General features: G+C 31.7%; 13 protein-coding genes and 1 pseudogene. 12 read left to right on the top strand and 2 right to left on the bottom strand.

Features of this window, described 5'->3' with window-relative positions:
* The 5 genes from ACHZC3_RS03150 to ACHZC3_RS03130 form a co-directional block, all read left to right on the top strand.
* Window positions 1-877: 5-(carboxyamino)imidazole ribonucleotide synthase (locus ACHZC3_RS03150; protein ID WP_394758424.1), on the top strand; the 877-nt coding region annotated here is incomplete at its 5' end.
* A 278-nt stretch (window positions 878-1,155) separates the two neighbouring features.
* Entirely contained in the window at window positions 1,156-1,638 is a 483-nt protein-coding gene (gene purE / locus ACHZC3_RS03145; protein ID WP_394758423.1) for a 5-(carboxyamino)imidazole ribonucleotide mutase, read from the top strand.
* Window positions 1,639-1,694: 56 nt separating this feature from the next.
* Complete coding sequence (locus ACHZC3_RS03140; RefSeq protein ID WP_394758422.1) at window positions 1,695-3,722, top strand: M3 family metallopeptidase; 2,028 nt, start codon at window positions 1,695-1,697, stop codon at window positions 3,720-3,722.
* A gap of 12 nt (window positions 3,723-3,734) precedes the next feature.
* Window positions 3,735-4,796, top strand: coding sequence for an AbiH family protein (locus tag ACHZC3_RS03135; RefSeq protein ID WP_394758421.1), 1,062 nt, complete (start codon window positions 3,735-3,737; stop codon window positions 4,794-4,796).
* A 61-nt stretch (window positions 4,797-4,857) separates the two neighbouring features.
* A complete protein-coding gene (locus ACHZC3_RS03130; RefSeq protein ID WP_394758420.1) occupies window positions 4,858-5,307 on the top strand; it encodes an SRPBCC family protein in 450 nt (149 codons plus the stop codon).
* A gap of 9 nt (window positions 5,308-5,316) precedes the next feature.
* Here the strand turns inward: ACHZC3_RS03130 and ACHZC3_RS03125 are convergent, their stop codons facing one another.
* A complete protein-coding gene (locus ACHZC3_RS03125; RefSeq protein WP_394758419.1) occupies window positions 5,317-6,153 on the bottom strand; it encodes a hypothetical protein in 837 nt (278 codons plus the stop codon).
* Between the two features lie 137 nt (window positions 6,154-6,290).
* Here ACHZC3_RS03125 and gcvP point away from each other — a divergent pair, with 137 nt between their 5' ends.
* From gcvP to ACHZC3_RS03090, 7 genes are all read left to right on the top strand, one after another.
* Window positions 6,291-9,134: an aminomethyl-transferring glycine dehydrogenase gene (gcvP, locus tag ACHZC3_RS03120; RefSeq protein WP_394758425.1), complete on the top strand. Its 2,844-nt coding sequence runs from the start codon at window positions 6,291-6,293 to the stop codon at window positions 9,132-9,134.
* A 127-nt stretch (window positions 9,135-9,261) separates the two neighbouring features.
* Window positions 9,262-9,636 (top strand): group III truncated hemoglobin, encoded by a 375-nt coding sequence (locus ACHZC3_RS03115; RefSeq protein WP_394758418.1) that lies wholly within the window; start codon window positions 9,262-9,264, stop codon window positions 9,634-9,636.
* Between the two features lie 127 nt (window positions 9,637-9,763).
* Window positions 9,764-10,822 carry a 3-oxoacyl-ACP synthase III family protein gene (locus ACHZC3_RS03110; RefSeq protein WP_394758417.1) on the top strand — a complete coding sequence of 353 codons (1,059 nt, stop codon included), beginning with the start codon at window positions 9,764-9,766 and terminating at the stop codon, window positions 10,820-10,822.
* Window positions 10,823-11,066: 244 nt separating this feature from the next.
* Window positions 11,067-11,591 carry a methyltransferase gene (locus tag ACHZC3_RS03105; protein WP_394758416.1) on the top strand — a complete coding sequence of 175 codons (525 nt, stop codon included), beginning with the start codon at window positions 11,067-11,069 and terminating at the stop codon, window positions 11,589-11,591.
* Window positions 11,591-12,442 carry a glycosyltransferase gene (locus ACHZC3_RS03100; protein WP_394758415.1) on the top strand — a complete coding sequence of 284 codons (852 nt, stop codon included), beginning with the start codon at window positions 11,591-11,593 and terminating at the stop codon, window positions 12,440-12,442. The genes ACHZC3_RS03105 and ACHZC3_RS03100 overlap by 1 nt, the downstream gene beginning before the upstream one ends.
* 85 nt (window positions 12,443-12,527) lie before the next feature.
* On the top strand, window positions 12,528-13,274 hold the full coding sequence (locus ACHZC3_RS03095) for an MlaE family ABC transporter permease (RefSeq protein ID WP_394758414.1): 747 nt from the start codon (window positions 12,528-12,530) through the stop codon (window positions 13,272-13,274).
* Window positions 13,274-14,041: an ABC transporter ATP-binding protein gene (locus ACHZC3_RS03090; protein WP_394758413.1), complete on the top strand. Its 768-nt coding sequence runs from the start codon at window positions 13,274-13,276 to the stop codon at window positions 14,039-14,041. The genes ACHZC3_RS03095 and ACHZC3_RS03090 overlap by 1 nt, the downstream gene beginning before the upstream one ends.
* 121 nt (window positions 14,042-14,162) lie before the next feature.
* Here the strand turns inward: ACHZC3_RS03090 and ACHZC3_RS03085 are convergent.
* Window positions 14,163-14,865: pseudogene (locus ACHZC3_RS03085) on the bottom strand (hypothetical protein); the annotation flags it as partial.

The raw sequence follows: 14,865 nt of genomic DNA, 5'->3' as shown, positions 1-14,865 counted from the left end.
CAAAAATGTATTTCCATCGCCAAAAACTTTAAAACTGATTCAAAACAAAGGAATTCAGAAAGTGTTTTATGTTCAAAATAATATTCCAACTGCTCCTTTTGAAAAATTTGAAAACTTACATAATCTAAAATCTAAAATCCAAAATCTAAAATTTCCTTTTGTCTGGAAATGTACCGAATTTGGTTACGACGGAACGGGCGTAAAAGTCGTAAGAGCAATCGAAGACTTAGATAATTTACCCAATGTAGAATGTATTGCCGAAGAAATGATTGCTTTCAAAAATGAATTAGCAGTAATTGTTGTTCGAAATGTTTCGGGCGAAGTACAAACTTATCCAGTTGTCGAAATGGAATTTCATCCAGAAGCCAATCAGGTTGAATATGTAATTTGTCCAGCAAGGATTGATTCTAAAGTTGCACAAAAAGCACAAGAAATCGCACTACAAGTTTCCGGAAAATTCAATCATGTTGGCTTATTGGCTGTAGAAATGTTTCAAACTGAAAACGATGACATATTAGTAAACGAAATTGCTCCAAGACCACACAACTCAGGACACCATACAATAGAAGCAAGTTATACTTCACAATTTGAAAATCATTTGCGAGCTATTTTAAATCTTCCTTTGGGAAATTGTGATAGCAAAGTTGCCGGAATTATGGTAAATTTGGTTGGTGAAGAAAATTTCTCCGGACCTGTTATTTACGAAAATATAGAAAAAATAATGGCAATTGACGGAGTAACTCCTCATATTTATGGCAAAAAAGAAACGCGTCCGTTTAGAAAAATGGGACATGTTACTATTGTAAATAAAGATATGAAAGAAGCTAGAAAAATTGCGGAGGAGGTAAAGAATAGTATCAGAGTGATTAGTAATTAGTATTCATATTTCAGTTGGCAGTTTTTTTACAAACTTGTCATTCTGACGAAGGAAGAATCTCATAAAATAAAGAATGAATTATTTGGATGCACTTTTCAATTTTTTTAGAGTTTATGATAACTCACATTATATCAGAAAAGATTATAATGCACTGACTGATAAAAATGAATATTTAGGAAAAAAAATTTTGAGTTTTCTGTCAATTTTAATTACAATAATTGCAATAGTATTTTTCATATATATAATTTATATAACGCTTAAATAATCAAAATAGAAACATGAAAGTAGCCATCATAATGGGAAGTATTTCCGACATGCCAGTCATGCAAGAAGCTATAGACATCCTAAAAGGATTTGACATAGAAACCGAAGTCGACATTGTTTCAGCTCATAGAACTCCTGAAAAATTGTTTGATTTTAGCAAAAACGCACACACTCGTGGTATTTCTGTGATTATCGCTGGAGCTGGTGGCGCAGCTCATTTACCAGGAATGGTAGCTTCCATGTCTCCATTGCCAGTGATTGGTGTTCCTGTAAAATCTAGTAATTCTATCGATGGTTGGGATTCGGTTTTGTCTATTCTTCAAATGCCAGGTGGAGTTCCTGTGGCGACAGTGGCTTTGAACGGAGCAAAAAACGCTGGAATTCTTGCGGCTCAAATTATAGGAAGCTCAGATAAATGCGTTTTAGATAAAATAATTTTTTATAAAGAAAGTTTGAAAGACGCTGTGAATAAATCATCTGAAAATTTAAAAAAATAAACAATTTATTAACCCTATCAGGGTTTAAAACCCTGATAGGGTTAAATCAAAAAACTATGAAAATCTTAACTTCAACATTCAACACAAAACACGATACAGCACCATTTTCGAAAATAAAAACAGAAGATTACAAACCAGCTTTTATCGAAAATATTTTATCGGCAAGAGCCGAAATTGATGCAATCATTAACAATCCAGAAACGCCGACTTTCAAGAATACAATCGAAGCTTTAGATTTTTCAGGAAATGCTTTAGATAGATTATCGTCTATTTTCTTCAATCTAAATTCAGCAGAAACTAGTGACGAAATGCAGAAAATTGCTCAGGAAGTTTCACCACTATTAACCGAATTTGGAAACGATATCACATTAAACGAAGATTTATTTAAAAAAATAAAAATCGTTTACGATCAAAAAGAAAAATTGAAATTAACTTCAGAACAGGCGACTTTATTAGACAAAAAATTCAAAAGTTTTTCTAGAAATGGTGCTTTATTATCTGAAGAAAAAAAATCAAAACTTCGTGAAATTGACACAGAACTCGCAAAATTAAAACTGACTTACAGTGAAAACGTTTTGGCAGAAACCAATAATTATCAATTACATATTACCAACGAATCTGATTTAAAAGGTTTGCCAGAAGGAACAATTGAAGCTGCTAAAGCTTTGGCAAAAGCTAAAAATTTAGAAGGCTATATTTTTACTTTAGACATGCCTAGTTATTTGCCATTTGTAACGTATGCTGAAAATCGTGAGTTGCGAAAAGAAATTTCTATTGCAGCAGGAAAAAAAGCTTTCCAAAATAACGAATTCGACAATCAGAAAATCACGCTTAAAATTGCCAAATTGCGTTTCGAAAGAGCCAATTTATTAGGTTACGAAACCCATTCACATTTTGTTCTCGAAGAACGAATGGCTCAAAATCCAGAGAAAGTAAAATCGTTCCTGAATGATTTATTAATTAAAGCAAAACCCGCTGCCAAACGTGAATTTGAAGAATTAACCACTTTTACCAAAGAACTAGACGGAATTGAACAACTAGAAAAATGGGACGGTTCTTATTATTCTGAAAAATTGAAACAAAAATTATTCAATTTAGATGACGAAAAATTAAAACCCTATTTTCAACTAGAAAACGTTTTGAACGGCGCTTTTACTATTGCAGGAAAATTATACGGATTAACATTTACCGAAGTTTTTGATATCGAAAAATACCATGAAGAGGTAACAACTTATGAAGTTAAAGATGAATTTGGTGAACTAGTTGCTATTTTTTACGCCGATTTTTTTCCAAGAAAAGGGAAACGAAATGGTGCATGGATGACCAGTTTTAAATCACAATATATTAAGGACGGAAAAAATGAACGACCACATATTTCTAACGTTTGTAATTTCACACCGCCAACAAACAGCAAACCATCTTTATTAACTTTCAATGAAGTAACCACATTATTTCACGAATTCGGTCACGGATTACACGGAATGTTAGCCAACACCGTTTATCCAAGTTTATCTGGAACATCAGTCTATTGGGATTTTGTAGAATTGCCAAGTCAGGTAATGGAAAACTGGTGTTACGAGCCTGAAGCATTAGCTTTATTTGCGAAACATTATGAAACTGGCGAAATTATTCCACAAGAATATGTAGAGAAAATCAAAGAAAGTGCAAGTTTTCAGGAAGGAATGGCAACGCTGCGCCAATTGAGTTTTGGATTATTAGACATGGCTTATCACAGTAATAATCCAACAGAAATCACCAACGTAAAAGCTTTTGAAAAAGCAGCTTTTGAAGGCACAACTTTATATCCTGATGTAGCCGAAAATTGCATGTCGGTATCATTTTCTCATATTTTTGCAGGCGGATATTCTTCTGGATATTACAGTTACAAATGGGCAGAAGTTCTCGATGCAGATGCATTTGCCTATTTCCAAGAGAAAGGAATTTTCAATAAAGAAGTGGCAACAAAATTTAAAGACAACGTACTTTCTAAAGGCGGAACCGAATTACCAATGGAATTGTACAAACGTTTTCGAGGTCAAGAACCGAAACCAGATGCATTACTGAAAAGAGCTGGATTAATTTAAAATACAGAAAAATTGAAAAGACTTATTCTAATAGGTAATGGTTTTGATTTACACCATGGACACAAGACAAGCTATAATGATTTTATTGAGTATTATTTATGTAATGCATTAAACATTTATATAAAAGGAGGTTTTTTTGATGATAATCTTATTAGAATTGGATCTGAAGATATAATACACTTTGACAAAGAAGATGTTACAAAATTAGAAAGAGCATTTGAAATTATTGAGTCTCTAAAAAAGAAAAGAGATATAATAGATTTTAAGAGTGATTTGTTTAATGAAATAATATTTAAAGTAAAAACTAACAAATGGGTAGACATAGAAAATCAATATTTTTCATATTTAAGAAGATATAAGAGTGCCTCAAATAATAATTTAGATGGAATCAAAAAAATAAATGATGATTTTGATTATTTAAAAGATATTTTTGAAAATTATATAACATATACTACTAAAGTCCATATACCTGCTAGTTCAAACAAGCTTCTTAATCTTTTTTGTCAAGAAATTAAAGTAGATGAAATTGCATTGACAGATAAAGAAATTAAAGAGGACCAGAAACCAAAAGAATTATATTTTGTTAATTTTAATTATACAAGAACGTTAGAAAGCCATTTTGATATTATCAATAAACAAATTCCATCAACTATAAATTATATTCATGGAGAATTAAACTCAAAAGAAAACCCTATTATTTTTGGTTTTGGTGACGAACATGATAAACATTATTTAGGTTTTGAAGACGAACAAAACGATGAGTTATTTAGACATATTAAATCCTTCAAATACTCTAAAACATCAAATTACCACAATCTAATAAAATTTGTTAATTCAGAAGAATTTCAAGTTTTTATTATAGGCCATTCATGTGGTTTATCCGATAGAACAATGCTTAAAGAAATATTTGAACATGATAAATGCAAATCAATAAAAATATTCTATTACGCAAAATCATCAACTGAAAACGATTTTACTGAAAAGACATATGACATTTCAAGACATTTTTCTGACAAAGGTCTTATGAGAAAAAAAATTGTACCATTTGATAAATCAAAATCTTTAGATTCATAAGTAGTATTAATACAAACTTATTGCTAAAAAATATTTTTTGAAAGTTTAAAAAATTCTTCAAATGACAACAATAAAAATAATTACTAAAGTAAACGCACCAATTCAGAAAGTTTTTGACATCAATAGAAATATTGACATTCACCAACAATCTGCAAGTAAAACCAATGAAGTTGCTATTGCTGGCGTAACTTCTGGATTAATAAACCTGAATGAAACGGTTACTTGGCGTGGCAAACATTTTGGCGTTTATCTTACGCACAAAAGCAGAATGACGGCGATGAATTTCTATGATTATTTTGTTGACGAAATGGAAGAAGGTAAATTTAAATCTTTCAGACATGAGCATTTTTTCGAAGAACAAAACGGAATTACAACAATGACCGATAAGTTATGTTATAAAACTCCATTTGGTATTTTTGGTCAATTATTCGATTATTTATTCTTAAAAAAATATTTAACAAATTTTTTATTGGAACGAAATCGAGTTTTAAAAGAATTGTCAGAGAATTAAAATTCTATATTATTTATTCAACAAAATAAGCGAAATCCACAAAATTACAGGAATACTTTCTACCCAAAATGAAGTATAATATTTGGGACGTTTCTCGTTTGCAAAAAACATAAAAATTGCAATAATAAAGGCAATAATCGATTGCAATGATATTGAAAAAAAATGAATGCTGAGATTGTCATTTCCATCAACATTAAAAATCTCCAAGCAACAAAAAATCAGTAATAAAATATATCCTAAATATTTAGTCCGCTTTACTCCTATTTGTTGTGGAACGGTTTTCAAATGAGGATCATCGTATTGCAAGTCTATAATTTCGAAAATTAAAATCAATACAAAAACTAAAATAAAACGCTGTATACATTTGAGATAAAAATCGGAAGTAATTACAATTTCCGCATTTAATATTGGCAAAACCAAAGAAACACCAACCCAACTCAAAGCAACCATGTAAATTTTAACTCCAGCCCAATTTCTGGCATTTTTTCTATTAGGAAAAAACGGAAGTGTATATAATAATGTCAATCCTAAAAAAGCAACAGCAACAATTTGTGTATGTATTTGCAATTGAAAAAAACAAATACCAACAGCAATTAGCGATACAAAACTTAAAAAAGCGATTGCTTTTAATTCATTTCGCATTTGTAATTTTTTGACTCTAGCTAAAGCGTCATATTTTACAAAATTATAACCTACAATTGTTCCGAAAAAAGCAAAATAAACCATTGCATCGTCATGGGAAATGTTGAACATATATTGTGTCATTCTCACCAAAGCATAAACAGATAAAGCCACGTGAATACTGCTATTTATATAAAAATCGAATATTTGCTTAATAATCTTCACTCAACAAAATTAGTCAAACTGTTAATAAGATTCTCATTTAGTTGAAAAATCGATAAAAATTGAACTTTAAAACAGCATTTATTAGCAGATTAATATTTATTTTTGCAATCAAAATTACACAACACATTTCTACCTATATGAAAACAGATGCTTTTGCTTTAAGACACATTGGAACTGGTGAAAACGACCTAAGTCACATGTTAAAAACTATTGGAGTTGAATCAGTAGATCAATTAATTTACGAAACAATTCCAACAGATATTCGTTTAAAAAATGAATTAAATTTAGAAGAACCAATGACAGAATATGAATACTTAAATCATATTCAAGAATTAGGTAAAAAAAATAAAGTTTTCAAATCCTATATTGGGTTAGGATACAACCCAGCCATTGTTCCAGCAGTTATTCAAAGAAATATTTTTGAAAATCCAGGTTGGTACACAGCATATACACCTTATCAAGCAGAAATTGCTCAAGGTCGTTTAGAAGCGATTTTAAATTACCAAACTACAGTTATAGAATTAACTGGAATGGAAATTGCAAACGCTTCTTTGTTAGACGAAGCTACTGCAGCTGCAGAAGCCATGGCATTATTATTTGATGTTCGTACTCGCGACCAGAAAAAAAACAACACAAATAAATTTTTCGTTTCTGAGGAAATTTTACCACAAACACTTTCTGTATTACAAACACGTTCTACACCAATTGGAGTTGAATTAGTAATTGGAAATCACCAAACATTCGATTTTTCTTCAGAATTTTTCGGAGCTATGTTACAATATCCAGGAAAATATGGACAAGTTCATGATTATGCTGGATTTATTGCAAAAGCAAAAGCAAACGAAATTAAAGTTGGGGTTGCTGCCGATATTTTATCGTTAGTAAAATTAACCTCTCCAGGGGAAATGGGTGCCGATGTAGTTGTTGGAACTTCACAACGTTTTGGTATTCCGATGGGTTACGGCGGACCTCATGCTGCATTCTTCGCAACAAAAGACGAATACAAACGTTCTATGCCTGGAAGAATTATTGGCGTTTCAATCGATGTAAATGGAAACCGTGCTTTACGTATGGCTTTAGGTACTCGTGAACAACATATTAAACGTGAAAAAGCGACTTCAAACATTTGTACAGCTCAGGTTTTATTAGCCGTTATGGCTGGAATGTATGCAGTTTATCACGGACCAAAAGGATTAAAATATATTGCAAATAAAGTACACGCTTCAGCCAACACAACTGTTGAAGAATTAAATAAATTAGGTGTTTACCAAACAAATACATCTTTCTTCGACACGATTCTAGTAAAAGCTGATGCTGCTAAAGTTAAAGCGATTGCCGAAAGAAATGAAGTGAATTTCTATTATGTAGATTCAGAAACGATTTCAATTTCTTTTAACGAAACGACTTCAATTACAGATATCAATCAAATTATTGGAATTTTTGCAGAAGCTACTGGAAAAGAATTTACACCTGTAAAAATCCTTTTACCTTCTGGAAGAATTGCTGAAGGATTAGAAAGAACATCAACTTTCTTACAACATGATGTTTTTAACAATCATCATTCTGAGAGTCAATTGATGCGTTATATTAAAAAATTAGAACGTAAAGATTTATCATTAAACCATTCGATGATTTCTTTAGGCTCTTGTACAATGAAATTAAATGCAGCTGCCGAAATGTTGCCATTATCTATGGCTAGCTGGAATAATATGCACCCGTTTGCTCCAATTGAACAAGCAGAAGGTTATATTACCATGCTTAAAAAATTAGAACAACAATTAAATGTAGTAACTGGTTTTACAGGTACAACTTTACAACCAAATTCTGGTGCACAAGGTGAATATGCAGGTTTAATGGCCATTCGTGCTTACCATGCTTCTCGTGGAGATCAACATAGAACGGTTTGTTTAATTCCTTCATCTGCTCACGGAACTAATCCAGCATCAGCAGCAATGGCTGGAATGGATATTATTGTAACAAAAACAACTCCAGAAGGAAATATCGATGTAGAAGATTTAAGAGCTAGAGCAATTGAATTTAAAGATAGATTATCTTGTTTAATGGTAACTTATCCTTCAACTCACGGTGTTTTTGAAAGTTCAATTATCGAAATTACAAATATCATTCACGAAAATGGTGGATTAGTATATATGGATGGTGCGAATATGAATGCACAAGTGGGATTAACCAATCCGGCTACAATTGGTGCTGATGTTTGTCACTTAAACTTACACAAAACGTTCGCTATTCCTCATGGTGGCGGCGGACCAGGTGTTGGACCAATTTGTGTGAACGATAAATTAGTTCCATTTTTACCAACAAATCCAGTAATTAAAGTTGGTGGTGATCAAGCCATTACGGCAATTTCTGCTGCTCCTTATGGGTCGGCTTTAGTTTGTTTAATTTCTTACGGATACATTTGTATGTTAGGCGCAGAAGGTTTAACAAATTCTACTAAACACGCTATATTAAATGCAAATTATATGAAAGCGCGTTTAGAAGCTCATTATCCAGTTTTATATTCTGGCGAAATGGGACGTGCAGCTCACGAAATGATTTTAGATTGTCGTTCTTTTGAAGACAACGGAATTAAAGTAACTGATATTGCAAAACGACTAATGGATTATGGTTTCCATGCGCCAACGGTTTCTTTCCCTGTTGCTGGAACATTAATGATTGAACCAACAGAATCAGAAGATTTACCAGAATTAGATCGTTTTTGTGATGCGATGATTTCTATTCGTAAAGAAATTGCCGCTTCTACTAAAGAAGATACTCAAAATATTTTAAAAAATGCGCCTCATACTTTAGCGATGGTTACTGCTAACGAATGGGTTTATCCTTATACTCGTGAAAATGCAGCTTATCCATTAGAGTATATTGCAGAAAATAAATTCTGGCCAACAGTTCGTCGTGTTGATGAAGCTTATGGCGATAGAAATTTAGTTTGTAGTTGTGCGCCAATTGAAGCATACATGTAATTATAAATCATTAGCAAATAGAGAAAGGTTTCAAGTTTTATAATTTGAAACCTTTTTTGATTAAAACTGATTTTTATCAGTAAATTTAAAATTGAATTACAATACTTTTGAAATTTATAAAACGATAATGAACGACATACAAAACCAAGAAGATTTATATTTACTTGTTGATGAATTTTACAAAAAATTACTTTCGGACGATTCGATAAGTTATATTTTTACTGATGTTGTGAAAATAAAGATTGAAGAACATTTACCCATATTAGTAACTTTTTGGTCGCAAGCAATATTAGGAACTGGCGGTTATACAAAAAACCTAACCCAAATTCATTTGGATATTGATAAAAAAGAACATTTAACTCCAGAATTATTCAAAGTTTGGTTAAATCATTTTTACAATTCAGTAGATGAGAATTTTAGTGGCAAAAAATCAGAACAAATAAAAACTCAGGCTTTGAGTATTTCCACCATAATGCAGATTAAAATCATGCAACAGAATTAATAATTTTTATATTATCACTAAATTAAGATAATGTTAAATGAATATTCTGTAATAATTATTAAAAATTTAAAAATTTAATAAAAAAAGAAGATTTTATTGATACTTTAGCTTAACCAATTACTACAAAATGAACATCAAAATAACAGGCTCAGGGAGTTATATCCCGAATGAAATCGTAACCAATTTAGATTTTGCTAAACATCAGTTTTTGAATGAAGACGGAAGTGCTTTTAATGCATCAAACGAAGTCATTGCTCATAAATTTAAGCAAATAACAGGAATTGAAGAACGACGTTATGTTGATGCAAATCTTGTAACTTCCGATATTGCACTTTTTGCCGCTCAAAAAGCGATTGATTCTGCAAAAATTGACCCCGAAACTTTAGATTATATAATTTTTGCTCACAATTTTGGTAATGTAAAACAAGGCGCTATCCAAGCTGATGCTGTACCAAGTCTTGCAGCCAGAGTAAAACAAAAATTAAGAATAAAAAATCCTAAATGTGTAGCGTATGATATTTTATTTGGCTGCCCTGGTTGGATAGAAGGTGTTATTCAAGCACAAGCTTTTATAAAAGCTGGAATGGCAAAAAAATGTTTGGTTATTGGTGCCGAAACTTTATCGAGAGTTGTTGATATTCACGATAGAGACAGTATGATTTATTCGGACGGAGCAGGCGCTACAATCATTGAAGCTACAAATGAAGATGGTGGGATTTTAGCACACGCTTCAGCAACTTTTGCTACTGATGAAGCTGATTATTTATTTTTTGGAAATTCTTTTAACAAAAATCTTGATAAAGATGTACGTTATATTAAAATGCAAGGACGCAAAATATATGAATTTGCATTAAACGAAGTGCCAAAAGCCATGAAAGAATGTCTCGATAAAAGTGGCATTCCAATTTCGGAAGTAAAAAAAGTATTAATTCATCAGGCGAACGAAAAAATGGACGAAGCTATAATTCAACGTTTTTTCAAACTTCACAATCAAGAAACGCCAGAAGGTATTATGCCAATGAGTATCCATAAACTTGGAAATTCAAGCGTAGCAACCGTTCCCACATTATATGATTTACTTATTAATGGAAAAATAGAAAATCAAGAAATTAACAAAGGTGATGTCATTATATTTGCATCTGTTGGAGCAGGAATGAATATTAATGCTATCGTCTACAGATATTAAAAAAATTTAGAAGCTACTCCAACTGTCCGCTTCAAGATTTTTCAAACAATTGCTTTTTTCTAAGACCAAAAAGGAGCTTCTACCGTCGCTCTTTTTCGACAAGAAAAACGACAATTCTTTTGCAAAATGCTTTCCGCTTCCATTTGGGCTAAAATCTAGAATTAAATATGACAAAACTTTGTAACTTTGTGACTAGATAATTTAATCCAAGGAAGAAGAGATTGCTTCGTTCCTCGCAATGACTATGTACGAAAAAACATTCCCAAATAAACGATTCAAACACACGTTAGAATTTTTACAAAAACACATCAAAACCTCTGAAACTATTTTAGATTTAGGAGTAGAAAATCCGTTTTCTAAAATCATGTTAGAAAACAGTTATACTGTAAAAAATACTAAAGGTGAAGATTTAGACAACAATCAAACAACACTTCAAACAGAAACTTATTCTGTAGTGACTGCTTTCGAAATATTCGAACATTTACTAAATCCATATACCATTTTAGAAAATGTAAAATGTGACAAATTACTAATTTCAATCCCATTACGATTGTGGTTTTCTCCTGCCTACAGAAGCAAAACAGATATGTGGGACCGCCATTACCACGAATTTGAAGACTGGCAACTCGATTGGTTATTAGAAAAAACTGGTTGGAAAATTATCGATAGACAAAAATTTACACATCCTGTCAAAAAAATAGGCTTCCGTCCACTACTTAGATATTTTATACCTAGATATTACATTGTTTACGCAGAAAAAATAAAATAATGAATTATTACATTATCATTCCTGCACACAACGAAGAAGCCTTCATTGGTTTAACACTTCGATCGTTAGTAGAACAAACTATTTTACCAACTAAAATTGTGGTTATCAATGACAATTCGACCGATAAAACGGCTGATATTGTTTCAGCTTATTCTAAAGAATATTCGTCTATTACTTTAGTCAATAAAACATCAGAAGCAATACATTTACCAGGCAGCAAAGTAATACAAGCTTTCAACAAAGGGTTAGAAACTGTAGATGACAATTACGACTTTATCGTAAAAGCCGATGCCGATTTAATTTTTCCAAAGAATTATTTCGAAACCATTATCAGTCATTTCAAATCTGATGAGACAATAGGAATGGTTGGCGGATTTGCCTACATCGAAAAAAATAATGATTGGATTCTGGAAAACTTAACCGATAAAGATCATATTCGCGGTGCCTTTAAAGCCTATCGAAAAGCAACTTTCAAACAAATTGGCGGACTAAAACCCGCTATGGGTTGGGATACAGTCGATGAGTTATTGTGCAAATTTTATAATTGGAAAGTCGTTACCGACCAATCATTACAAGTAAAACATCTCAAACCAACAGGCGCCAACTATAACAAAACGGCACGCTACAAGCAAGGAGAAGCTTTTTATAGCTTAGGGTACGGATTTTTTATTACCGCCATTGCTTCGGCAAAACTAGCGATGATGAAAAAGAAACCGTTACTTTTTTTAGATTATCTCAACGGTTTTTGGAAAGCGAAATCAGCCAAAAAACCTTCGTTAGTTTCTGATGAACAAGCCCAATTTATTAGAAATTATCGTTGGAAGAAAATGAAAGAGAAGTTAATTCGTTAATTTGATTATTTGTTTAATCGAAAAAACCGCAACTCTTAACTCATAACTCACAACTTATAACTATTTTTGAAATTATTTTAAACCTATGATGTTAATTCGTTATTTATCACAAATCGGAAGATATTTCTTAATGATAAAAGAGATTTTCAAGAAACCAACCAAATGGTCGGTTATGAGAACACTTATCTTCAAAGAAATAGACGATTTAATTATTGGTTCCCTAGGAATTGTAGCTTTCATTTCCTTTTTCGTTGGTGGTGTTGTAGCGATACAAACCGCGCTGAATTTGACCAATCCGTTAATTCCTAAATACCTAATTGGTTTTGCGACCAGACAATCTATCATTTTAGAATTTGCTCCTACTTTTATCTCCATCATTATGGCAGGAAAAATGGGTTCATTTATCACGTCGAGCATAGGAACCATGCGTGTTACCGAACAAATTGATGCACTCGAAGTCATGGGAGTTAACTCTTTAAATTATTTGGTTTTTCCAAAACTAACCGCTTTATTATTATATCCGTTTCTTATTGGAATTGCGATGTTTCTAGGTGTTCTAGGTGGCTATATCGCTAGTGTTTACGGAGGTTTTGGCAGTAGTTCTGAATTTATAGACGGACTTCAAAAAGAATTCATCCCATTTCACATCACGTATGCTTTTATAAAGACCTTGATTTTCGCATTAATTCTAGCCACAATCCCATCATTTCACGGTTATTATATGAAAGGTGGCGCGCTCGAAGTAGGAAAAGCAAGTACGGTGTCGTTTGTTTGGACATCGGTGATGATTATTTTGATGAATTATATTTTAACGCAACTACTTTTAACCTAATGATTGAAGTAAAAAATATCGAGAAATCGTTTGGAGACAGCAAGGTTTTAAAAGGAGTTTCGACTGTTTTTGAAACTGGAAAAACCAATTTAATCATTGGTCAAAGTGGTTCTGGAAAAACAGTATTACTAAAAAGCTTGTTGGGAATTCATTCGCCAGAAGTGGGAACTATTTCTTTTGATGGCAGAATCTATTCTGATTTATCCGCTGAAGACAAAAGAGAATTACGTACCGAAATAGGCATGGTTTTTCAAGGAAGTGCTTTATTCGATTCGATGACAGTCGAAGAAAATGTAGGTTTTCCGTTGAAAATGTTTACACAAAACTCTAAATCCGAAATTCAGGATCGTGTTGATTTTGTATTAAAAAGAGTAAATCTTATTGATGCGCACAAAAAATTACCTTCTGAAATTTCGGGCGGAATGCAAAAACGTGTAGCGATTGCTCGTGCTATTGTAAACAATCCTAAATATTTATTTTGCGACGAACCTAACTCTGGTTTAGACCCGAATACGGCTATTTTGATTGATAATTTGATTGGCGAAATCACCGAAGAATACAACATTACCACCGTAATTAATACGCATGATATGAACTCGGTAATGGAAATTGGTCAGAATATTTTGTTCTTAAAAAAGGGTCTAAAAGCTTGGCAAGGAACCAAAGAAGAAATTTTTAGAACCGATAACGAAGCTGTTGTCGATTTTGTGTATTCGTCAGAATTGTTTAAAAAAGTGAGGGAAGCAGTGTTGAAGGAAGGTTTATAATATTTGACACATAAAAACGTGCCGCCAGCTTTAATGCGTTGCATAAATTTATGGGTAAACAATCCTACACAAAACAAAAACCTAGCTATACCGGAAAATTGTCGTTGTATGCTGTTTATATTTAAAATATTTTGTCAATTATATTTTTTAATTTTTTTAATGAATCGTCTATATTCTTAATTTCACTAAAAGCGGTTTTAATTTCAATTCCAAATTCGTCTTTCATATATTTAATTAAAGTAACACTTTCGCTATTCATTAATTCTGTTGTTAATTTAACATTTTCATTTACTTTATCTTGTTTCATTGATAAAAACACAGAAATTACAATTACTAACATAAATATACCTATAGTAAAGAATGAACATATTTCACTAATTCGCGAGAGAACACTTAATGGTTTGATTAATTCAATATCTCCAAAAGTTATTGTTTTAAGAGTATAATATAAAAAATCGAAACTCGGAAATGTTCCAATATATTGAAAGTTCATCGAATCAATTTTGTATAATTGAAAATTTATAAACCAAAAGAAGATTATCGAAGAAAGCAAAAACATGAATGCACCAAAAATCCAAGAAATTAAGTAAGCTTGTCGTCCTCTGTAACCATTTAATCTTTTTGATAAAAGTTCGATAGCATAGTTTGCCATAATCATTCTTTTAATTCGGACTTTTTTTAATAAATATTGTTCAAGTTTTTCGTCTTCTTTTTGAATTATATAAGATTTTATTACCAATGAATTTTCAGCACTTTTATCATTAATTAATTTCTCAAATACATCATCAATCTCAGCTCCAAATAATGTTGGTTGTTTAAATGAT

It is taken from the genome of Flavobacterium sp. (assembly GCF_043720215.1).
GTDB lineage: Bacteria > Bacteroidota > Bacteroidia > Flavobacteriales > Flavobacteriaceae > Flavobacterium.
Note: the sequence above shows the minus strand (reverse complement) of the source record. Positions and strands in the feature narration are given on the sequence as shown.